This is a genomic window from Pantoea sp. SGAir0184, assembly GCF_043544755.1.
Genome location: NZ_CP028050.1, coordinates 76,811 through 98,091, shown reverse-complemented (window position 1 = coordinate 98,091; position 21,281 = coordinate 76,811). Strand labels below are relative to the sequence as shown.

The following is a 21,281-nucleotide window of genomic DNA, read 5'->3' as shown; positions in this document are numbered from 1 at the left end:
GGCAAATAATCTTATTTCTTGCTGCCTGGGATGCTGAAACGCTTGTTGAAGCGATCAACACGACCACCAGAGTCAACAACACGCTGCTTACCGGTGTAGAACGGGTGGCATTTGCCGCACACGTCCAGGTTCAGGGTACCAGTCATGGTTGAACGGGTGTTGATCACGTTGCCGCAAGAGCAGGTGATGGTCACAGCTTCGTATTTCGGGTGAATACCTTGTTTCATGGGAGAACCTCATAAAAGGCCGTGTCGCTCTCCGTGCCAGGCGAACCTGCACAGCACCACACGCGGTTAATAAATGGTGTATCTTTGACGAGTCATCTCATCAAAGGCGGCATAGTATACAGAAAATGAGCGCATTGATCAAATCCGCGCAATGCGCCGTGCTCTGCCATGCCGGGGAAACGCCTGCGGCCAGCGCCGCCGCGCGCTGAAGTATGACGGGGGTGACGCCAGCGTGTAAACTACTTCTCCTTTTTACAGAACCGGATAGAGATCGACATGCCCGTTGTTCAGGTTGCCCTGCCCGTTCCGCTGCCTCGCCTGTTTGACTACCTGCTGCCCGCCGATGCGCCGCAGCCGGTGGCCGGCGCGCGCGTCAGCGTACCGTTCGGCAACCGGAAAATGACGGGCATCGTGGTTAGCACGCACGCCACCAGCGATCTTCCCCTTGCCCAGCTGAAGCAGATTGATGCGTTGCTCGACGACCGCTCGCTGTTCTCACCCGCGCTGTGGCGCATCCTCAACTGGGCCGCCGGCTACTATCACTCTCCGCTCGGAGAAGTGCTCAGCCATGCGCTGCCGGTGCTGCTGCGTCAGGGCAAGCCGGCCCAGGAAGCGCCGCTGTGGCAGTGGGTGGTGAACGAAGCCGGGCGCGAAGTGGCGCTGGAAAGCCTGAAGCGCGCGCCGAAACAGCAGCAGGCGCTGGCGGCGTTGCGTCAGCGGCCGCTGTATCGGCATCAGATCGGCGAGCAGGATTTTACCGATGCCGCGCTGCAGGCGCTGCGTGCCAAAGGGCTGTGCGACCTGCGCGAACATGCGCCACAGCAGCACGACTGGCGCACCAGTTTCGCGGTGAAAGGTGAACGGCTGCGGCTGAATACCGATCAGGCGATGGCGGTGGGCGCCATTCGCAGCGAGGACGAACATTACGCCGCGTGGCTGCTGGCAGGCATTACCGGATCGGGTAAAACCGAGGTCTATCTCAGCGTGCTGGAGAATGTGCTGGCGCGCGGTAAACAGGCGCTGGTGCTGGTGCCGGAAATTGGCCTGACGCCGCAAACTATCGCCCGTTTCCGTGAACGCTTCGATGCGCCGATTGATGTGCTGCACTCGGCGCTCAATGACAGCGAGCGTCTGGCGGTATGGCTGCGCGCGCGCAGCGGCGAGACCGCCATCGTCATCGGCACACGATCCGCGCTGTTCACACCGCTGGCGCGGCCGGGCGTGATCATCATTGATGAAGAACACGACAGCTCCTACAAACAGCAGGAAGGCTGGCGCTACCAGGCGCGCGATCTGGCGGTATTCCGTGCTCACGAAGAAGATGTGCCGATTGTGATGGGATCGGCGACGCCGGCGCTGGAGACGCTGCACAACGTGCGTGTCGGCAAATATCGCCAGCTCAACCTGACCAAACGCGCCGGTAACGCCAAACCGGCGCTGCAGCAGCTAATCGATCTCAAGGGACAGCAGCTGAAAGGCGGTCTTGCGCCGGCGCTGCTGGGCAAGATGCGCCAGCACCTGCAGGCGGATAATCAGGTTCTGCTGTTTCTCAATCGCCGCGGCTTTTCGCCGGCGCTGATGTGCCACGACTGCGGCTGGCTGGCGGAGTGCCAGCGTTGCGACAGTTATTACACGCTGCATCAGCAGCATCGTCAGCTGCGCTGCCACCACTGCGACAGCCAGCGTCCGCTGCCGCATCAGTGTCCGGGCTGCGGTTCTACCCATCTGCTGCCGGTCGGCGTGGGCACGGAACAGCTGGAGCAGCAGCTCAGTACGCTGTTTCCTGGCGTACCGGTGTCGCGCATCGATCGCGACACCACCAGCCGCAAAGGCGCGCTGGAACAGCATCTGGCCGATGTGCATCGCGGCGGGGCACGCATTCTGGTCGGCACGCAGATGCTGGCCAAAGGCCATCACTTCCCGGACGTGACGCTGGTATCGCTGCTGGATGTTGATGGCGCGCTGTTTTCCGCCGATTTCCGTGCCGCCGAGCGCTTTGCCCAGCTTTACACGCAGGTCGCCGGCCGCGCCGGCCGCGCCGGTAAGCAGGGCGAAGTGTTACTACAGACGCACCATCCGGAGCATCCACTGCTGCAAACGCTGCTGCATCGCGGCTATTTTGCGTTTGCCGATCAGACGCTGCTGGAGCGCCAGTCAGTGCAGCTGCCGCCGTGGACCAGCCACGCACTGTTTCGCGCTGAAGATCTTGATAACGCGCAGGCGGCGGAGTTCCTTACTCAGCTGCGTAACCTGCTGGAAGCCAGCCCGCTCAAAGATGAGGCGATGTGGCTGATGGGGCCGGTGCCGGCGCTGGCACCGAAGCGCAGCGGACGCTGGCGCTGGCAACTGCTACTACAGCATCCGTCACGCAAGCGGCTGCAGCAGTTGCTGAGCAGTTCACTGCCGCTGGTCAGCACCCTGCCCGCCGCGCGCAAAGTCAAATGGACGCTGGATATCGACCCCACCGAGAGTTAAGCCGCGCCACATCTGCGAGCCAGATCGAAAAAAGTCGCACAAGTCACAATTTTTATGCAAATTAAGTAACAACCTCACACGGCGTTGGGTTAACAATAGTGCCCGTCCCGGCACTGGGCCGGCTATGTGTGAATATCTATGCGCTGTACCGCGTCAGGAGTTAACGTTGGATCAGAAGCAACCCTCATCGGCAGCCACCATGAAAGATGTGGCCGAGCAGGCTGGCGTCTCCACCGCCACGGTTTCGCGCGCGCTGATGAATCCGGAAAAAGTCTCCGCCGCGACCCGGCAGAAAGTAGAACAGGCGGTGCAGGCCGTCGGCTATGCGCCGCACGGTCTGGCGCGCAACGCCAAACGCGGCGACACGCAAACCATTCTGGTGATTGTGCCGGACATCTGTGACCCTTTCTTCAGCGAGATTATCCGCGGCGTGGAAGTGACCGCCGCGCAGGAAGGCTATCTGGTGCTGATTGGTGACTGCGCGCATCAGGATCAGCAGGAGAAAACCTTCCTTAACCTGATGCTGACGCGCCAGATTGACGGCATGGTACTGCTGGGTTCTCAGCTGCCGTTTGACGCCGGCATTGAAGATCAGCGCAATCTGCCGCCCATGGTGATGGGCAACGAGTTCGCGCCGGAGATGGCGCTGCCCACGGTGCATATCGATAACCTGACCGCGGCCTTTGAAGCGGTGAATCACCTGTTACAGCTGGGCCATCGGCAGATCGCCTGCATCACCGGACCGGAACATATCCCGCTCAGCCAGTATCGGCTGCAGGGCTACATCCAGGCGCTGCGCCGCAGCAATATCGCCATCGATCCCACGCTGATTGTGCACGGCGACTTTACCTTTGAAGCCGGTGCCAGCGCGCTGAAGCAGCTGATGAGCCTGCCGCAGCCGCCGAAAGCCCTGTTCTGCCATAGCGATCTGATGGCGCTGGGCGCGATGAACCAGGCGCGTAAGCTGGGAATGCGTATTCCGCAGGATCTGTCGGTGGTCGGCTTCGATGATATCGAGCTGGCACAATACTACGATCCGCCCCTGACCACCGTGGCACAGCCGCGTTTTGCCATTGGCCGCGAAGCGATGCTGCTGCTGCTGGATGAGCTGCAGGGCAAACGGGTCAATAACGGTTCACGCCTGCTCGACGCCGAACTCCGCGTCCGCGGCAGTACTGCACCGGCAGCAAAACGCGAAAAATGAATGCGGGAACCCTGCATTTTCAGCAGATTCTGAAGGCAGACTGTGCTGGTCAAAGTTCCAGCCCTTGAGTAACATGACGCATTCCTTGCCGGGCAAAATTAACACCCCATTTACACGCCCAGTGGCATTTTTTTGAAGGGTATCAGAACGAAAGTGGCACAGAGAGATTACGTAGGCCGCGGGCGTTCAACAGGGACGCGTCGCAAAAAACCCGCAGGCCGCAGCAAGAAAAGCAAAGGCGGCTCCGGCACTTCAAAGCTGATGATAGTACTGGCCGTGGCAGTGCTGGTGACCTTTGCCGGTGGTTTATGGTTCATCTCGCATCACAAAAAAGAAGAAACACCGGTGATTCCGAATCATAAAGCCAACGGTAATGGCCTGCCGCCGAAGCCGGAAGAGCGCTGGAAGTACATCAAAGAGCTGGAAAATCGTCAGGTGACCGTGCCGTCGCCCACCGAGCCGTCTGCCGGTGGCGAAATCAAGTCGCAAACCCAGCTGACCGACGAACAGCGTCAGCTGCTGGAGCAGATGCAGGCCGATATGCGCCAGCAGCCAACCCAGCTGAATGAAGTGCCGTGGAACGAACAAACCCCGGCTCAGCGCCAGCAAACGCTGCAGCGTCAGCAGCAGGCACAACAGCAACAACAGCAGTTGCAGCGTCAGCAGCAGCAGTTACAGCAGCAGCAGCGTCAGCAACAGTTGCAGCAGCAACGCCAGCAGGAATTGCAGCAGCAGGCGGCACGCCAGCAGCAGCAACAGGCCGCGCCGATCACTCGCGAGCCGGCGAAGCCGCAGGAGAGCGCCAAAGCCAAAACGGAAGAGAAAGCGAGCACCCAGCGCTGGATGGTGCAGTGTGGCTCGTTTAAAGGCACCGATCAGGCGGAATCGGTACGCGCCGGTCTGGCGTTTGAAGGTTTCGAAAGCCGCATCACGACTGGCGGCGGCTGGAATCGCGTGGTGATTGGGCCGTTTAAAGACCGCAGCAGCGCAGACAGCACCGTGAAGCGCCTGCACAGCTCCGGCCACAGCAGCTGTATCCCGCTCGCCCTGCCTTAATCCTCCCTGCTCGCCCCCGGCAATTTGCAGCATCAGATATTGCCGGGGGTTGAAACCCCACAGGATTACCCCATATCTGGTTGCATGATACGCCGCGCCCGCTGCGCGGTGTCTTTTTTCCACTGCAACAAGGGGTCTGCCCGTGACAACAATAGTAAGTGTACGACGCAACGGCCGGGTCGTGATCGGCGGTGATGGCCAGGCGACGCTCGGCAATACCGTAATGAAAGGCAATGTTAAAAAGGTGCGTCGTCTTTACAACGACAAAGTGATCGCGGGCTTTGCTGGCGGCACCGCAGATGCCTTTACCCTGTTTGAACTGTTCGAACGCAAACTGGAGATGCATCAGGGCCATCTGGTGAAAGCCGCGGTCGAACTGGCGAAAGACTGGCGTACTGACCGGATGCTGCGCCGCCTTGAAGCGCTGCTGGCGGTTGCCGATGAGAACTCCTCGCTGATCATCAGCGGTAACGGTGACGTGATTCAGCCGGAAAATGACCTGATTGCCATCGGTTCCGGCGGGCCTTACGCCCAGGCAGCCGCCCGCGCGCTGCTGGAGAACACGGAGATGGGTGCGCACGATATCGTAGCCAAAGCGCTGAATATCGCCGGTGATATCTGCATCTACACCAACCACAACATTAACTTCGAAGAATTACCGTCTAAGGCGTAAGGACCAAAACCATGTCTGAGATGACTCCACGCGAGATTGTCAGCGAGCTTAACCGCTTCATCATCGGCCAGGACGGCGCCAAAAAAGCGGTCGCCATTGCGCTGCGTAACCGCTGGCGCCGCATGCAGCTTGACGAAGAGCTGCGCCATGAAGTGACCCCAAAAAACATCCTGATGATCGGCCCGACCGGCGTCGGTAAAACCGAAATCGCCCGCCGTCTGGCGAAGCTGGCCAATGCGCCGTTCATCAAAGTTGAAGCCACTAAATTCACCGAAGTGGGCTATGTCGGGAAAGAAGTGGATTCGATTATTCGCGATCTGACGGACTCCGCCATCAAGATGGTGCGCAGCCAGGCGATCGAGAAAAACAAATACCGCGCTGAAGAGATGGCAGAAGATCGCATTCTGGATGTGCTAATCCCGCCGGCAAAAAACAACTGGGGCCAGCCGGAGCAGAGCGCTGAGCCGTCCGCCGCGCGCCAGTCGTTCCGCAAAAAGCTGCGCGAAGGCCAGCTGGATGACAAAGAGATTGAGATCGATCTGGCTGCTGCGCCGATGGGCGTTGAAATCATGGCGCCTCCGGGCATGGAAGAGATGACCAGCCAGCTGCAGTCGATGTTCCAGAACCTCGGCGGCCAGAAGCAGAAACCGCGTAAGCTGAAAATCAAAGATGCGATGAAGCTGCTGATTGAAGAAGAAGCGGCCAAGCTGGTGAACCCGGAAGAGCTGAAGCAGGATGCCATCGACGCGGTTGAACAGCACGGTATCGTGTTCATCGACGAAATCGACAAAATCTGTAAGCGCGGCGGCCAGTCGTCGGGCCCGGATGTGTCACGTGAGGGCGTACAGCGCGATCTGCTGCCACTGGTGGAAGGCTGCACCGTGTCCACTAAACACGGCATGGTCAAAACCGACCATATCCTGTTTATCGCCTCCGGTGCGTTCCAGGTGGCCAGCCCGTCGGATCTGATTCCGGAGCTGCAGGGTCGTCTGCCGATTCGCGTTGAGCTGCAGGCGCTGACGGTCAATGATTTCGAACGCATCCTGACCGAGCCGAACGCGTCCGTGACCGTGCAGTACAAAGCGCTGATGGGCACCGAAGGCGTTAACGTTGAATTCACTGAAGACGGCATCCGTCGCATCGCCGAAGCGGCGTGGCAGGTGAACGAAACCACCGAGAACATCGGTGCACGTCGTCTGCACACCGTGCTGGAGCGTCTGATGGAAGATATCTCCTACGACGCCAGCGATCGCCACGGCGAATCGATCACCATCGATGCCGAATACGTTGGTCAGCATCTGGATGAACTGGTGGCCGACGAAGATCTCAGCCGCTTCATTCTGTAATTCCAGTCAATACCCAGCCTTGCGCTGGGTATTTTTTTGCCCGCACGCCGCGCTGCACCCGATTATCCCGTTGCCTCTGTTGTCGCTGCGCTGCAAAAGCGGGCGGATTTGATGTATCCTTTGCCTGTTTTCCTTAATGAGTTTTCCCAATGAAAGAACAAGAAAAAGCCGAGATTAAACGTCTCAGCGACCAGCTGGACGCGCTGAATCGCAAAGAACCGCAGCTGCTGGAAGCGGGCGATGCCGAAAAGCTTGGCGCGCTGCTGAAAGAGAAAGAGACGCTGGTGCAGGAAATTGAGCGTCTGCGCAACGTGCGCGAAGAGAAGCTGAGCAAAGAAGCCCAGCAGCTGAAAAAGCTGCCGTTCAGCCGTGAAATCACCAAAAAAGAGCAGGCGAACATGGGCGCGCTGAAGAAAAGCGTGCGCGGCCTGGTGGTGGTACACCCGATGACCGCGCTGGGACGCGAGATGGGGCTGAAGGTGATGACCGGCTACGCGAAGCAGCCGTTCTGATTGCCGTTACGCGGCGTGGGCCACGTCGCGTTCTGCCCCGGCAGCCTGCAGCACCTGCTGCGCCAGCGTATCCAGCAAGGCATAGCGGCGGCGATACTCCGCGCGCTTCTTGCTGGCAATCTCTTCCAGATCTTTACGTGCCATGCTCAGCGGCAGCGTAAACAGCTCATCACCCCGCATTTCCCCGCCCAGTGACAGCCAGAACTCGCTATAGCTGGCAAAGAATTTATCACCTTTGCTGTGACGGTAGCGCAGACTGCGGAAAACATGGGTGGTATCGCCAACCGCGGTAATGGCCTGTACGCCGCACTGTGCCGCCAGAATAAATACCGCTTCCATCAGCAGACGCTTGGGAAATACGCCGTGCGCGGCTTTGGTGGCATCGCGAATAACGTCACTGGAAATATGTTTCCGCGGCCCCTGCAAGCCCCCAATTAATAGCGTGCGCTGCTGCTGTTCCTGAATAATAGAGAATGACAGCGAGGCCAGCGTCATGTCCTGATAATTAAGCAGCAGCGTAATTTCCCCTTCCCGGTCGTAATGGCCAGAGCAGCAATAAATCGCAAACTGCTCCTCGTTTTTGCCGTCGAAACGGGCAAGGAGATTACCGCTCGGGCTCAGCAGCAACTGGCGCAGCTGATTATTCGCCAGCTTATCCATTAATTGATAATGATCGAGAATCGCCTGCGCACGCTGCGCCACGCTGAAACCGGCGCGCAAATAGGGACGATGCGGCTTAGCCGGCAGTAAGCCCTGGCTGTTTAACAGTTGCGGCAGAAAAGAGAGTTTGGCCAGCTGATGGAGATAATTAAAGGTGGTCAGTGGAAATACCGCTGACCTTAAGGCAAATTTCAGGCGAAATTGCTGGCTATTCCACAGCTTATTTGGCCGCAGCTTTCCACTGACTAAAGGTATAAACAGCGCAGCCGACGAAACGGAGTCCGGCTCAGAATGTGTAATAATAGACATGATTATTTTTACGTCGCGAGATAACTGAAGGCTACTGTATGCCCCAAATTATCAACGGCGCGTTAATAACCACTTTAGCCTGGTCATGACGTGGTGTTTGTTGAGCTGCGGTTTAGGATGGCGATAAAAAAACCGGTGCACGCAGGCACCGGTTATTCACATAGCGTAAGCCAGAACTTATTTTGCCGAGGCGAAACGTGCTGCTGCTTCGTCCCAGTTCACCACGTTCCAGAACGCTTTGATGTAGTCAGGGCGCTTGTTCTGATACTTCAGATAGTAAGCGTGCTCCCACACATCCAGACCGATGATTGGGAAACCAGACACGCCAGCGATGGCTTCGCCCATCAGTGGGTTGTCCTGGTTAGCGGTTGAAACGACCGCCAGCTTATCGCCTTTTTTCACCAGCCACGCCCAGCCAGAGCCAAAACGGGTCGCAGCCGCTTTCTCGAACTCTTCCTGGAATTTCTCAACGCTACCGAAATCTTTTTCGATTGCCGCTTTCAGGTCGCCCTGCAGCGTGGTGCCGGTTTTCAGGCCTTTCCAGAACAGGCTGTGGTTAGCGTGGCCGCCAGCGTTGTTACGCAGTGGGCCTTTTTTGTCTGCTGGCAGCTGATCCAGTTTGGTGATCAGTTCATCAACCGGCAGGTTTGCGAATTCGGTACCTTCCAGCGCCGCGTTGGCGTTGTTAACGTAGGTCTGGTGATGTTTAGTGTGATGGATTTCCATCGTCTGCTTGTCGAAGTGCGGTTCCAGTGCGTCGTAGGCGTACGGCAGGGATGGCAGTGAATAACTCATGTTCTTCCTCTCCATTTAGTGTTTGGCAGCACAACCTTGCTGGTGTGCCGCATAAGCAGTCGGATCATTATAGTTAAAATCATGATCCGGAAAAGGGTTATCAATGCCTTAGTAATGATAAGGATTTGATCAATCTGGCAAAAGGTGCGCACACACGGCTACACCTTGTGCGTACTGGCGCGCAGCTTAAGCTGCACCGGCAGCTCATTGATGGCAGGCGGTTCGTCGCCGTTGAGCGCCGCCAGCAGGCGTTTACCGGCCATGCGTCCCATCTCCTCGTACGGCAGCACAATGCTGGTCAGCGGCGGCGAACACACCGCCGCCAGCGGGCCACCGCCGATGCTGGCAATCGCGAGCTGGCTGGGCACCGAGACGCCGGCTGCGTGACAGGCCATGATGGCACCGCACGCCACTTCATCGCTGGTACAGATCAGGACGTCCAGTTCCGGCCAGGTGAGACGGATCTCTGCCAGCAGGCTGTGGCCGGCGGCAAAGGTGGGCATTTTTGGTGAGGTCACCACGCGGTGCGGTGCCAGATTCAGCGCCAGCATCCCGCTGTGCCAGCCATTAAGCAGCTGACGGAAAATAGTGCTGTGCGTTTGTGTGCACAGCAGGCCGGGATGGCGATAGCCGCGCTCCACCAGGCTGTTTACCAGCTGACGAATAGCTTTCGCATAGTCCACGCCGATGCTGATGCCGGCAGAATCCTGATGCACGCCGCCGATGTCCATCACCGGCAGGCCGGAGTTGCTCAGCAGGCGCTGCGCTTCGGCGGCATTGTCGAAATTGAAGTGCACCATCGCGGCCGGGTTGTAAGAGAGTAGCATCTCAATCAGCTCGCTCTCCTCCGCCGCCGAGTGATTGGCTTCGGCCAGCATCATGTTATAGCCCTGCGGCCGCAGCACCTCCTGCAGCGCCTCTGACACAATCGCGCTGCCCGGCGTCGCAAATGAGGGTACCACCATGGTGATCAGCCGCGACGAGGCTGACGCCAGGTTACGCGCCTGCACGTTGGGCACATAGGCCAGTTCCGCGACGGCCGCGTCGATCCTTGCGCGAATTTCGGGCGACACTTTCTCCGGCATACGCAAAGCGCGCGACGCCGTCATGGCGCTGACACCGACCAAACGGGCAACATCGGCCAGCGTGCTTTTGCCGGTACTGCGCCGTCGTTTTTCTGTCATGCGTTCTCCTGTCTCTACCCTGCTGGTTCCGGGTAGCGCTCGATTTATCCGCACGCAGCTTAAAACCAAAAGCAAATTGGTGCCATGTTAAAAACCACAGAATCGGGCATGTCTCATTGGCTGCGTGATTTTCGCTGGCCTGAGCATGTCACCCCGGTCTCAGCGTGACAAACCGCGCGCGCAAAAATGTTATCGCTAACACAGTTTTTAACATCATTCGTGTTAGCGCTAACTTTTGCGAGCAACATCACAGAACCCAGGCGATAAAATCACCTACAGTGCACCGCATCGACGAATAAACAGGAATTACTGATGCTCACTCAATGGCTGACACCGCAACATATCCGGGTAATAGACGACGTTAGCGACTGGCAGGAAGCGGTGCGTTTATCGGCCGAGCCGCTGCTGGCGGAGGGGGCAATTACCCCGGCTTACCTGGATGCGATCTTTACCTCGCACGCTGAGCTGGGGCCCTATTATGTGCTGGCGCCGGGTCTGGCGATGCCGCATGCGCGTCCGGAACAGGGTGCGCGCAAAAACGGCCTGTCGCTACTGCACGTAAAACAAGGCGTGAATTTCGCCGCCGATGAAAACGACCCGGTGTTTGTCGTTATTATGCTGTGCGCCCTGTCTGGCGACGATCATATTCAGATGATCACCGCGCTGGCTGAGGTGTTCAGCGACGAATCCCGCCTGCAGCAATTGCTGTCGGCATCGACCCTGCCAGCGATTGAAGCTGTCATTAAAGATTAATCACCAGAGAAACCTGAAAATGAAAAAAGTACTGATTGTGTGTGGAAACGGTTTAGGCAGCAGTTTCATTGTGGAAATGAACGTGAAGAAAATTATTAAGGAGCTGGGTAAAGAGGCTGAAGTGGGTCATACCGATTTAACCTCTGCCAAATCCGAGCAGGCCGATATTATCATCAGCGCTAAAGATATCGCTGACCAGCTGTCGAGCCACAGCGCACAGGTATTTGGCCTGAGCAATTTACTGGATAACGCCAGAATTAAAGAAATTCTCGCCGACAACCTGTAATTGACCCGACGAAATTTACTCACACGGAGTAATTTATGCTGCAGTTTATAATTAAGGATGTTCTTGGAACACCCGCTATACTTGTCGGCCTTTTTTCCCTGATTGGTTTATTACTGCAAAAGAAACCGGTGTCCGATGTGATTTCCGGTACGCTAAAAACCATCATGGGTTTTGTTATTCTTATCGCCGGGGCCAACTTAATTGCGGCCACCCTGACCATCTTCAGCCAGCTATTCGAGCACTCGTTCAATATTCAGGGCGTGGTGCCAAATACCGATGCGATGGCCGCGCTGGCTCAGAAAAACTACGGTACCGAAACCGCGATGATCATGGTGTTCGGTATGCTGGTGAATATTGTGCTGGCGCGCATCACGCCGCTGAAATACATCTTCCTGACCGGGCACCATACGCTGTATATGTCGGCCATGCTGGCGGTGATCCTGTCAGTGGGCGGCGTGCACGGCTTCTGGCTGGTGCTGATCGGTTCGCTGATTCTTGGCACCATGATGGTGGTATGCCCGGCGATTCTGCAGCCGTTCACCCGCAAAATCACCAACTCGGACGACCTGGCGCTGGGCCACTTTGGCTCCACCGGCTACCTGTTGTCGGCGCTGGTCGGCAAAGCGGTGGGCAAAGGCAGCCCGTCAATTGAAGAGCTGAAAGTACCGAAAACCCTCAACTTCCTGCGCGACTCGTCCGTGGCAATTTCGCTGACCATGATGATTCTGTTTGTCGCGCTGGTACTGGTCGCCGGTAAAGAGTTTACCGAAAGCCAGGTGAGCGGCGGCCAGAACTTCATCGTCTTTGCCATTATCCAGTCAATCACCTTTGCTGCAGGTGTTTACATCATTCTTGCCGGTGTACGCATGGTGATTGCCGAGATCGTCCCAGCGTTCAAAGGCATCGCCGATAAACTGGTGCCCAACGCAAAACCGGCGCTGGATTGCCCGACGGTCTTCCCGTTCGCGCCGAACGCCGTGATCATCGGCTTCCTGTGCAGCTTCGCCGCCGGGCTGATCAGCATGTTCCTGTGCCCGCTGTTCGGTCTGAGCGTGATTGTGCCGGGCCTGGTACCGCACTTCTTCTGCGGCGCGACCGCCGGCGTCTACGGCAACATCACCGGCGGACGGCGCGGTGCCATCATCGGTTCCTTTGTCCAGGGGCTGCTGATCTCCTTCCTGCCCGCCATTCTGCTGCCGCTGATGGGTGACCTTGGCTTCGCGTCCACCACCTTTGGTGATGCGGACTTCGGTATCGTCGGCATTGTGCTCGGCCATATTATTTCGTTCTTCCATTGATGTCACAGACAGCGCCTGCGGGCGCTGTTTGCGTAATGAGGAAATCAGCATGAACGCCCGCTTTTCACCGTCCCTGATGTGCATGGATTTGACCCGCTTCCGCGAGCAGATCGAAGCGATGAACGCCAGCGCCTCGTTCTATCATGTCGATATTATGGATGGCAGCTATGTTAAGAATATTACGCTGTCGCCGTTCTTTATTGAGAACCTGCGTAAAATTACCGATGTGCCGATTGATGTGCATTTAATGGTGAACCACCCGGAAGATATTATTCCGATGTGCATTGACGCCGGCGCGGATATTATCAGTTTCCATCCGGAGACGGCGAATAACAAAATTTTTCGCCTGCTGACGCAAATTAAAGAGGCTGGCCGTCGCTGCGGCGTGGTGCTGAATCCAGCTACGCCAGCCGACAGCATTCGTGAATATGCGCATCTGCTGGATAAAGTGACGGTGATGTCGGTCGATCCCGGCTTCGCCGGGCAGAAATTTATTCCGGAAACGCTGAACAAAATTCGCCAGCTGATCGCCATGCGGGAAACGCACGGTTATCACTATCTGACCGAAATCGATGGGTCGTGCAACGCGCGCACCTTTAAGCAGATTGCCGCCTCGGGCGTCGACGTGTTTATTGTCGGCACCTCCGGCCTGTTCAATCTCGATGATGATGTGGCACAGGCGTGGCAGAAGATGGAGCAGATTTTTGCGCAGGAAACTGCCGCGGCGTGATGTCCTTTTAATATATGCCAGATGCGCATCAACGCGCATCTGGCACATTATGCAGTCGGGTTGCCATTCATGGCGACCTGAAATCTGAATAATTAACGCCCCAGCTCGGTCAGCGACTTATCCAGTGCTCCCACCAGCCAGTCGATATCACCGCTCTGGAACGCCAGCGGCGGACGCAGTTTCAGCACGTTGCCGTACGGCCCGGCCACCGACGTCAGCACATGGTGATCGCGCAGTTTCTCGATCAAATCCAGCGCCAGCGCTTTGTCCGGCGTCTTACTGCTGCGATCCTGCACCAGCTCAAACCCAATAAACAGCCCGGCACCGCGCACATCACCAATGCAGTCATGGCGATCCATCAGCTTCTGCAGCTCCGCCAGCAGCTGTGCGCCGACCACGCGGCTATGCTCCTGCAGCCCCTCTTCCTGAATCACCGTCAGCACCGCCTGCGCAGCGGCCATCGCCACCGGGTTGCCGCCAAAAGTATTGAAATAAGGGATCTCGTCGCTGAACGCGGCCAGCACGTCGCTTTTCGCCAGCAGGCCGGAAACCGGAATACCGTTGCCCATCGGCTTACCGGTGGTGACCACATCCGGCACCACGCCGTGACGGGCAAAGCCCCAGAAGGCATCGCCGGTACGGGCAAAGCCGGGCTGCACTTCATCAGCGATAAAAATGCCGCCGTTAGCATGCACCACATCCACCGCTTGCTGCAGGAATCCGCGCGGATTAGGCAGCACGCCGTCGGAGGAGAAGATCGAGTCGGCGAGGAAACCGGCGAATTTAATGCCGTGCGCTTTCATGTCATCAATCTGCTGCTGAATCTGGTCGGCGAACCATGCCCCGAGGTCGGGCGCATCGACGCGATAAGCATCCGGCGGTGGCACCAGGCGAGTGGTCGCGGCCAGCGGCTGACCGCTACCCAGCGCCGGTGACGCGCCAGAGGTCAAATCACTGGTACCGTGGTACGCCTCCTGCGAGACAATAATGCCGGTGCCGCCGCTCCAGGCGCGCGCCACGCGAATCGCCAAATCGTTGGCTTCTGAGCCGGTACACATATACATGGCGCGGTCGATGGCTTCCGGCGTGGTCGCCAGCAACGCTTCGCTGTAGTCAAGAATGCGCTCGTGCAGATAACGCGTGTGCGTGTTCAGCATCTTCATCTGCTGATTCACCGCCTCAATGACCGCCGGATGGCAGTGGCCGATACTCGCCACATTGTTATACACATCCAGATATTTGTTACCCGCCGCATCCCACAAATACTGCCCTTCGCCGCGCACCAGATGCACCGGCTTGCGATAAAACAGACGATACGATTCGCCCAGCACTTTGCTGCGCTTGTCCGTCAGAGTGCGGGTGGCCGGATCCAGCGCGTCGGCGTGTTCGGCGCGAAAACTGTTGGTATCCATGATGGTGGAACGTGTAACCATGGTAACTCCCGTTGCGAAGGTGAAAGGGGTGTTTGCAGCCTGATCTCTGCGAACATCATGCCTGCTTTAGTGAAAAATGCAACCAAATACACAAATACAACCAAATACACATGACGCCACGATGACACTCAGGTAAGCTTAGGCCCAGCTTCGCTCTGCCACAGGGAAACGTCATGCTGCAGGAAACCCGTTTACATCGCATCCGCGCGCTGCTGAGCACGCAACATCAGCTCAGCACTGAACGCATCATCAAAGAGCTGGGTATTTCGCGGGAAACGGCACGGCGCGACATCATTTCGCTTGAGGCGCAGGGGCTGGCGCGCCGCGTACATGGCGGTCTGGTGGCGCTGGAGAGCCCGCCGGAGCCGCCGCTGCAGGTGCGCCGTAACGCACAGGCCAGAGAGAAACGCGCGATTGCCGCCGCGGCGGTACAACATCTGCAGCCCGGCCAGACGCTGTTCCTCGATGCCGGCACCACCACCACGCTGCTGGCTGAAGAGCTGCGCACCATGTCCGGCCTGACCATCATCACCAACAGTCTGCAGGCGGCACTGGCGCTTAGCGCGGCCGAAGAGCATGAAACCCTGAATAATCAGGTACTGCTGCTGGGCGGCATGATGATGGCCGGCGCGCAGCAGACGCGGGGAGAAATGACGGTGGGGGAAATTTATCGATATCGCGCCGACGTGGCGCTGCTGTCACCGGTCGGCATCGATGCCCGAAACGGCGCCAGCAGCTTCCATCCGCATGAAGCTGCCATCGCGCACGCCATGGTACAGCAGGCCAGCCGCACCCTGCTGCTGGCGGATCACAGCAAACTCGGCGTGATCAGCCGTACTCAGTACGCCCCTGTCGGCGATATCGATCTGTTGATTTGCGACGGCGGCGCGGCAAAGCCCGGTGCGCTCAGCGCTCTGCAGCAGGCGTTAGCGGTGCAGGTGGTGTAAGGAACTGCCCGATGCACGGTCACCGTACTGACGGCACGGTGACCTCATCGATTATGGCTGAACCAGCGTGTGGATTTTTTGGCTTATTTTCTCAACCAGCCGTCCGTCATTTTTAAAAACAAACTCATCGGAAAATATCTGATGGCCGTTACTGTAGCCAGGCGACCACAGCTGATTATTTTTCACTGAGTCCTGATAGATGCCAACCAGGGCTTTGTTATAAGCCGCCGAGATATGCACCACGGCGGTATCGGGAGTAATCACGCAATCACTTTTCTTAACCGCAGCGAAAGCGTGATACAGCGAGGGAACGCGGTATAACTTCGCGGGGTACAGCGACGCCTGTTCCAGCGCGCCTTTGTGATCGAGCACCACGATATTGGTGGCCGCATTGTGCCTGACAATCGCCCCGATTAGCTCATTCAGCTGCTGCTCAGAGAGGTCACGATCGGCATGACTGGCATAAATATTGATTAAAATATTGTGCTCATCAGCGGAAAACATGCCGGACTGGTGAATTTCGGCATCAATGCGCTCAGGATAAAATATTTCATAATTCAGCCCATCAACCGTCTCAACCTGAAGATAGTCAAGAACCGCACGATAGATATTTTTAACGTGGTTATTAAGGTGATCGAACTGAATGTTGATATCGTAAGGTTTAAGCCAGCCAGGCTTGTTGAAACCCAGCGTCATTTTAGGATTGATATCGGCAATCATTTTGGGCATATACAGCGCGGTTTGCCAGATAGCCGTATCGATCAATAAATCGTAAGCATTGTCTCTCAGAAGGGTAACGACCTCATTCCCGATGGCGGTGTCATATTTATCGCGCTGATGACAATCGCTGAAACTCTCCGAGAGATAGATGTTGTGAATATACGGGTTGTGTCGGAAAAGGCTCTCATTCTCCTTTACCGCCAGAATATCTACACGATACCCGGCTTCAAACAGCGCTCTGAGAAAACACGTAGAAACAATGGCATCGCCGATTTTACCTTCATTGCGAACCAGCAGAATGGATTTGATATCCTGTTTATTCTGTTTGTGGCATCAAGACTTTTTCCATTTCCTTGCTGCAAAATAAAGATCAAGAGAATATTTAATCTCTTTCTTTAAATAATTACGCCTGCGATTCAGCTGCCGCAGCTTTTTAATTAAAGCCATAATGGATATATTATTATTGATTGAGACGTTAATGATAGCGCATCAACTTCTTCATTCCTATCAAAAAGAATGTCACATTAAAAACTATTGCATGCATATTATTTAGCAGGCTAACCAGAAAAGCGCAGCGTAATAAAAGATTGCCTGACACATCCCGGTACGCCGCACGCCGCGAACGATGAAATCCCCGGCATGTACCGCACATCAACCGTTAATCAGACGCTGCGGATGGCTGTACACCGTGGCGCGTCCCGGTTTAGAAAAACCGACCAGCGTCAGGTTACAGCGCTCGGCCACTTCAACGGCCAGCTGGGTGGCGGCCGAGACGGCAAACAGAATCTCTACGCCGCACATGGCAGATTTTTGCACCATCTCATAGCTGGCGCGGCTGGAAACCAGCACCGCACCCTGCTGCCAGTGCTGCTGGCTGCGCTGACCCAGCAGCTTATCCAGCGCCACGTGGCGACCCACGTCTTCGCAGCCGCCCTGCAGTTCGCCCTGCGGCGACATCCACGCGGCGGCGTGCGTACAGCCGGTCAGATTGCCGATGGGCTGGAAATCGCGCAGCTGTGCCAGGCCGTTATCAAGGCAGGCCAGATCGAAGGTCTGCGTAAACGGCAGCGGCTGCACCGGCTTGCCGATTTGATCCAGCTGCTCCACCCCGCATACGCCGCAACCGGTGCGGCCCGCCATGGCGCGACGCTGCGCCTTCAGCGCCATAAAACGCCGGCTGGAGAGTTCGATCTGCACTTCGAACCCATTGCAGCCCGGCACCACATCCATGCCATAGATCTCGCCGGGTTGCTCAATAATGCCTTCGGAGAGCGAAAAACCGAGCGCAAAAGCCTGCAGATTATCCGGCGTCGCCATCATCACCACGTGTGAAATGCCGTTGTAGACCAGCGCCACCGGCACTTCCTGCGCCAGCCAGTCGCTTTCCGCTTCGGTAATCGCGTGGCGCTGCCATACGGTGGTCTGGCTCAGTCCTGCGATCTCATTCACATTCTGGTTACTTTTTTGCTGTTTCGCTTTCACTTCTCTCGTCTCGCATAACAACCACATTAAAGTAGTGGTAATATCAGGTCGCTTTTGACGCAATCCTGCGTGGAGCCATTCTGAACCCCGGCTCCATCCAGCGCAAAAAAATTATTACAGCAATGTCGACTCAAGGATTACCCATGAATGTCAGCCGAAGAAAATTCTTCAAGATCTGCGCTGGCGGTATGGCAGGAACCACGGCAGCACTGCTCGGCTTTACGCCGGAAGCCGCGCTGGCGGAAACACGGCAGTATAAGTTGCTGCGTGCCCGCGAAACCCGTAATACCTGCACTTACTGCTCAGTCGGCTGTGGCCTGTTAATGTACAGCCTCGGCGATGGCGCAAAGAACGCCAAAGAGACCATTTTCCACATCGAAGGGGATCCGGACCATCCGGTGAGCCGCGGCGCGCTCTGTCCGAAAGGCGCGGGCCTGCTTGATTTTGTCCACAGCGACAGCCGTCTGAAATATCCGGAATACCGTGCGCCAGGCTCCGACAAATGGCAGCGCATCAGCTGGGATGACGCCTTTACGCGCATCGCGCAGCTGATGAAAGCCGATCGCGACGCCAACTTTATCGCGCAGAACGCCGCCGGCGTGACGGTAAACCGCTGGCTCTCCACCGGCATGCTGTGCGCTTCGGCCTCCAGCAACGAAACCGGCTACTTAACGCAAAAATTTACCCGATCGCTCGGTATGCTGGCGGTCGACAACCAGGCACGCGTCTGACACGGACCAACGGTAGCAAGTCTTGCTCCAACATTTGGTCGCGGTGCGATGACCAACCACTGGGTCGACATCCGTAATGCCAATCTGGTTGTGGTGATGGGCGGAAACGCTGCTGAGGCGCATCCGGTCGGTTTCCGCTGGGCGATGGAAGCCAAAATTCACAACAAAGCCAAACTGATTGTTATCGATCCGCGTTTCACGCGCACGGCATCGGTGGCAGACTTTTACACGCCTATCCGCCCCGGCACCGACATTGCCTTCCTGTCGGGTGTGCTGCTGTGGCTGCTGCAGAATGACAAAATCCAGCGTGAATATGTGCAGGCGTACACCAATGCCAGCCTGATCGTGCGGGAGGATTACCATTTCGACGATGGCCTGTTCAGCGGCTACGACGAAGCCAATCGCAAATATGACAAAACCAGCTGGAACTACGAGCTGGGCGACGACGGCTTTGCCAAACGCGATGACAGCCTGAGCCATCCGCGCTGCGTCTGGAATCTGCTGAAGCAGCACGTCAGCCGTTATACGCCGGAAATGGTCGAGCGCATCTGCGGCACGCCAAAGGCGGATTTCCTGCACGTCTGTGAGCTGATTGGTGAAACCAGCGCGCGCGACCGCACCACCTCGTTCCTGTATGCGCTGGGCTGGACACAGCATTCGGTCGGGGCGCAAAACATTCGCACCATGGCGATGATTCAGCTGCTGCTGGGCAATATGGGGATGGCCGGCGGTGGCGTCAATGCGCTGCGCGGACACTCCAATATTCAGGGTCTGACCGATCTCGGCCTGCTGTCGCAAAGCCTGCCGGGCTATATGACGCTGCCGTCGGAAAAACAGACCGATCTCACCAGCTATCTGGCGGCGAACACGCCGAAGCCGACGCTGCCGGGCCAGGTGAATTACTGGGGCAACTACCCGAAATTCTTCGTCAGCATGATGAAAGCCTTCTTTGGCGATAAAGCGCAGGCGGAGAACAGCTGGGGCTTTGACTGGCTGCCGAAGTGGGACAAAGGCTACGACGTGCTGCAGTACTTCGAGATGATGTCGCAGGGCAAGGTTAACGGCTATCTGTGCCAGGGCTTTAACCCGGTGGCGTCGTTCCCGAACAAGCGCAAAGTGATCGATTCGCTGTCGAAGCTGAAGTTCCTCGTCACCATCGACCCGCTCAACACCGAAACCTCGACCTTCTGGCAAAACCACGGCGAGTTTAACGATGTCGATCCGGCGCAGATTCAGACCGAAGTGTTCCGTCTGCCGTCAACCTGCTTTGCCGAGGAGAACGGCTCAATCGTTAACTCCGGCCGCTGGCTGCAGTGGCACTGGAAAGGTCAGGATGCGCCGGGCGAAGCGCTCAACGACGGTGAAATTCTCTCCGGTATCTATCTGCGTCTGCGTGAGATGTATGCGCGCGAAGGCGGTGCACAGCCAGAGCCGGTGCTGAACATGACCTGGAACTACCTGACGCCCGACAATCCGGCCTCGGAAGAGGTGGCGATGGAGAGCAACGGCAAGGCGCTGGCGGACATCTACGATGACAAAGGCACGCTGCTGGTGAAAAAAGGCCAGCAGCTCAGCACCTTTGCCCATCTGAAAGATGACGGCAGCACCAGCAGCGGCTGCTGGATTTTCGCCGGTAGCTGGACGCCGGACGGTAACCAGATGGCGCGCCGCGATAACACCGACCCGAGCGGGCTGGGCAATACGCTGAACTGGAGCTGGGCGTGGCCGCTGAACCGCCGCATCCTGTATAACCGCGCCTCCGCCGACCCGCAGGGCAACCCGTGGGATCCGAAACGCCAGATCCTCAAATGGGATGGCAGCAAGTGGGGCGGTATGGATATTCCGGACTACAGCACGGCCGCGCCGGGCAGTAACGTCGGGCCGTTTATCATGCAGCCGGAAGGCATGGGCCGCCTGTTCGCCATCGACAAAATGGCAGAAGGACCGTTTCCGGAGCACTACGAGCCGTTTGAAACGCCGCTCGGCACCAACCCGCTGCATCCTGACGTGGTCTCCAACCCGGCCGCGCGCGTGTTCAAAGACGATCTGGCGGCGATGGGCAAAGCGGAGCAGTTCCCGTATGTCGGCACCACGTATCGTCTGACCGAGCATTTCCACTACTGGACCAAACACGCGTTGCTTAACGCCATCGCACAGCCGGAACAGTTTGTGGAGATTGGCGAGAAGCTGGCGAACAAGCTCGGCATCGCCCAGGGCGATACGGTGAAGGTGAGTTCCAACCGCGGCTATATCAAAGCCAAAGCGGTGGTCACCAAGCGTCTGCGGCCGCTCAACGTCGATGGCAAAACTGTCGATACCATTGGCATCCCGATTCACTGGGGCTATCAGGGCGTGGCGAAAAAAGGCTTTATCGCCAATACCCTGACGCCGTTTGTCGGTGACGCCAACACGCAAACGCCGGAGTTTAAGGCGTTCCTGATTAACGTCGAGAAGGTGTAA

At 57.3% G+C, this 21,281-nt stretch carries 19 protein-coding genes; 12 read left to right on the top strand and 7 right to left on the bottom strand.

All coding sequences use genetic code 11. From position 1 onward, the window contains the following. Positions 1 to 11: 11 nt before the first annotated feature. The gene (gene rpmE / locus C1N60_RS00460) at positions 12 to 227 is read right to left on the bottom strand and encodes a 50S ribosomal protein L31 (protein WP_021506837.1); all 216 of its coding nucleotides are present in this window, start codon (positions 225 to 227) and stop codon (positions 12 to 14) included. Positions 228 to 503: 276 nt separating this feature from the next. On the opposite strand from rpmE, the gene priA reads away from it, so the two are divergent. From priA to C1N60_RS00430, 6 genes are all read left to right on the top strand, one after another. Further along, entirely contained in the window at positions 504 to 2,702 is a 2,199-nt protein-coding gene (gene priA, locus C1N60_RS00455; RefSeq protein WP_394521261.1) for a primosomal protein N', read from the top strand. A gap of 199 nt (positions 2,703 to 2,901) precedes the next feature. Further along, complete coding sequence (gene cytR / locus C1N60_RS00450) at positions 2,902 to 3,906, top strand: DNA-binding transcriptional regulator CytR (RefSeq protein WP_370586247.1); 1,005 nt, start codon at positions 2,902 to 2,904, stop codon at positions 3,904 to 3,906. Between the two features lie 153 nt (positions 3,907 to 4,059). Further along, positions 4,060 to 4,962 (top strand): cell division protein FtsN, encoded by a 903-nt coding sequence (gene ftsN / locus C1N60_RS00445; RefSeq protein WP_072209006.1) that lies wholly within the window; start codon positions 4,060 to 4,062, stop codon positions 4,960 to 4,962. Positions 4,963 to 5,104: 142 nt separating this feature from the next. Beyond that, positions 5,105 to 5,635 (top strand): ATP-dependent protease subunit HslV, encoded by a 531-nt coding sequence (gene hslV / locus C1N60_RS00440; protein ID WP_125310719.1) that lies wholly within the window; start codon positions 5,105 to 5,107, stop codon positions 5,633 to 5,635. 11 nt (positions 5,636 to 5,646) lie between these two features. Beyond that, on the top strand, positions 5,647 to 6,981 hold the full coding sequence (hslU, locus tag C1N60_RS00435) for an HslU--HslV peptidase ATPase subunit (RefSeq protein ID WP_021506842.1): 1,335 nt from the start codon (positions 5,647 to 5,649) through the stop codon (positions 6,979 to 6,981). Positions 6,982 to 7,130: 149 nt separating this feature from the next. After that, positions 7,131 to 7,493, top strand: coding sequence for a YibL family ribosome-associated protein (locus C1N60_RS00430; protein ID WP_021506843.1), 363 nt, complete (start codon positions 7,131 to 7,133; stop codon positions 7,491 to 7,493). Between the two features lie 6 nt (positions 7,494 to 7,499). On the opposite strand, the gene C1N60_RS00425 is transcribed toward C1N60_RS00430, so the two are convergent. The 3 genes from C1N60_RS00425 to C1N60_RS00415 form a co-directional block, all read right to left on the bottom strand. Continuing rightward, on the bottom strand, positions 7,500 to 8,462 hold the full coding sequence (locus C1N60_RS00425; RefSeq protein ID WP_104189546.1) for a VirK/YbjX family protein: 963 nt from the start codon (positions 8,460 to 8,462) through the stop codon (positions 7,500 to 7,502). 177 nt (positions 8,463 to 8,639) lie between these two features. Further along, on the bottom strand, positions 8,640 to 9,257 hold the full coding sequence (gene sodA, locus C1N60_RS00420) for a superoxide dismutase [Mn] (protein WP_021506845.1): 618 nt from the start codon (positions 9,255 to 9,257) through the stop codon (positions 8,640 to 8,642). A 158-nt stretch (positions 9,258 to 9,415) separates the two neighbouring features. After that, entirely contained in the window at positions 9,416 to 10,441 is a 1,026-nt protein-coding gene (locus C1N60_RS00415) for a LacI family DNA-binding transcriptional regulator (protein ID WP_021506846.1), read from the bottom strand. A 312-nt stretch (positions 10,442 to 10,753) separates the two neighbouring features. Here C1N60_RS00415 and C1N60_RS00410 point away from each other — a divergent pair, with 312 nt between their 5' ends. Genes C1N60_RS00410 through alsE form a run of 4 tightly spaced genes read left to right on the top strand, consistent with a single transcriptional unit; the run spans position 10,754 to position 13,508 of the window. After that, the gene (locus C1N60_RS00410) at positions 10,754 to 11,194 is read left to right on the top strand and encodes a PTS sugar transporter subunit IIA (RefSeq protein WP_021506847.1); all 441 of its coding nucleotides are present in this window, start codon (positions 10,754 to 10,756) and stop codon (positions 11,192 to 11,194) included. 19 nt (positions 11,195 to 11,213) lie between these two features. Next, positions 11,214 to 11,480: a PTS sugar transporter subunit IIB gene (locus C1N60_RS00405; RefSeq protein WP_021313417.1), complete on the top strand. Its 267-nt coding sequence runs from the start codon at positions 11,214 to 11,216 to the stop codon at positions 11,478 to 11,480. Between the two features lie 35 nt (positions 11,481 to 11,515). Continuing rightward, positions 11,516 to 12,778, top strand: coding sequence for a PTS ascorbate transporter subunit IIC (locus C1N60_RS00400; RefSeq protein ID WP_058758148.1), 1,263 nt, complete (start codon positions 11,516 to 11,518; stop codon positions 12,776 to 12,778). A gap of 49 nt (positions 12,779 to 12,827) precedes the next feature. Next, complete coding sequence (gene alsE / locus C1N60_RS00395; RefSeq protein WP_021506849.1) at positions 12,828 to 13,508, top strand: D-allulose 6-phosphate 3-epimerase; 681 nt, start codon at positions 12,828 to 12,830, stop codon at positions 13,506 to 13,508. Positions 13,509 to 13,600: 92 nt separating this feature from the next. Here alsE and C1N60_RS00390 read toward each other — a convergent pair whose 3' ends face one another. Next, entirely contained in the window at positions 13,601 to 14,941 is a 1,341-nt protein-coding gene (locus tag C1N60_RS00390) for an aspartate aminotransferase family protein (protein ID WP_058758150.1), read from the bottom strand. Between the two features lie 173 nt (positions 14,942 to 15,114). Here C1N60_RS00390 and C1N60_RS00385 point away from each other — a divergent pair, with 173 nt between their 5' ends. Continuing rightward, positions 15,115 to 15,888: a DeoR/GlpR family DNA-binding transcription regulator gene (locus C1N60_RS00385; RefSeq protein WP_088516188.1), complete on the top strand. Its 774-nt coding sequence runs from the start codon at positions 15,115 to 15,117 to the stop codon at positions 15,886 to 15,888. Between the two features lie 51 nt (positions 15,889 to 15,939). Here C1N60_RS00385 and C1N60_RS00380 read toward each other — a convergent pair whose 3' ends face one another. After that, on the bottom strand, positions 15,940 to 16,677 hold the full coding sequence (locus C1N60_RS00380; protein WP_394521768.1) for a glycosyltransferase family 9 protein: 738 nt from the start codon (positions 16,675 to 16,677) through the stop codon (positions 15,940 to 15,942). Positions 16,678 to 17,259: 582 nt separating this feature from the next. Further along, positions 17,260 to 18,090 (bottom strand): formate dehydrogenase accessory sulfurtransferase FdhD, encoded by an 831-nt coding sequence (gene fdhD / locus C1N60_RS00375; protein WP_058758153.1) that lies wholly within the window; start codon positions 18,088 to 18,090, stop codon positions 17,260 to 17,262. A 143-nt stretch (positions 18,091 to 18,233) separates the two neighbouring features. On the opposite strand from fdhD, the gene fdnG reads away from it, so the two are divergent. Beyond that, positions 18,234 to 21,281: a formate dehydrogenase-N subunit alpha gene (gene fdnG / locus C1N60_RS00370; RefSeq protein ID WP_394521260.1), complete on the top strand. Its 3,048-nt coding sequence runs from the start codon at positions 18,234 to 18,236 to the stop codon at positions 21,279 to 21,281.

What these genes read in the sequence shown, in the direction of transcription:
- hslU (WP_021506842.1), top strand. Translation starts at nt 5,647, where the DNA reads ATGTCTGAGATGACTCCACGCGAGATTGTCAGCGAGCTTAACCGCTTC.
- C1N60_RS00415 (WP_021506846.1), bottom strand. Translation starts at nt 10,441, where the DNA reads ATGACAGAAAAACGACGGCGCAGTACCGGCAAAAGCACGCTGGCCGAT.
- C1N60_RS00390 (WP_058758150.1), bottom strand. Translation starts at nt 14,941, where the DNA reads ATGGTTACACGTTCCACCATCATGGATACCAACAGTTTTCGCGCCGAA.
- C1N60_RS00405 (WP_021313417.1), top strand. Translation starts at nt 11,214, where the DNA reads ATGAAAAAAGTACTGATTGTGTGTGGAAACGGTTTAGGCAGCAGTTTC.
- rpmE (WP_021506837.1), bottom strand. Translation starts at nt 227, where the DNA reads ATGAAACAAGGTATTCACCCGAAATACGAAGCTGTGACCATCACCTGC.
- cytR (WP_370586247.1), top strand. Translation starts at nt 2,902, where the DNA reads ATGAAAGATGTGGCCGAGCAGGCTGGCGTCTCCACCGCCACGGTTTCG.
- sodA (WP_021506845.1), bottom strand. Translation starts at nt 9,257, where the DNA reads ATGAGTTATTCACTGCCATCCCTGCCGTACGCCTACGACGCACTGGAA.
- C1N60_RS00425 (WP_104189546.1), bottom strand. Translation starts at nt 8,462, where the DNA reads ATGTCTATTATTACACATTCTGAGCCGGACTCCGTTTCGTCGGCTGCG.
- C1N60_RS00400 (WP_058758148.1), top strand. Translation starts at nt 11,516, where the DNA reads ATGCTGCAGTTTATAATTAAGGATGTTCTTGGAACACCCGCTATACTT.
- priA (WP_394521261.1), top strand. Translation starts at nt 504, where the DNA reads ATGCCCGTTGTTCAGGTTGCCCTGCCCGTTCCGCTGCCTCGCCTGTTT.
- alsE (WP_021506849.1), top strand. Translation starts at nt 12,828, where the DNA reads ATGAACGCCCGCTTTTCACCGTCCCTGATGTGCATGGATTTGACCCGC.
- C1N60_RS00410 (WP_021506847.1), top strand. Translation starts at nt 10,754, where the DNA reads ATGCTCACTCAATGGCTGACACCGCAACATATCCGGGTAATAGACGAC.
- C1N60_RS00430 (WP_021506843.1), top strand. Translation starts at nt 7,131, where the DNA reads ATGAAAGAACAAGAAAAAGCCGAGATTAAACGTCTCAGCGACCAGCTG.
- C1N60_RS00385 (WP_088516188.1), top strand. Translation starts at nt 15,115, where the DNA reads ATGCTGCAGGAAACCCGTTTACATCGCATCCGCGCGCTGCTGAGCACG.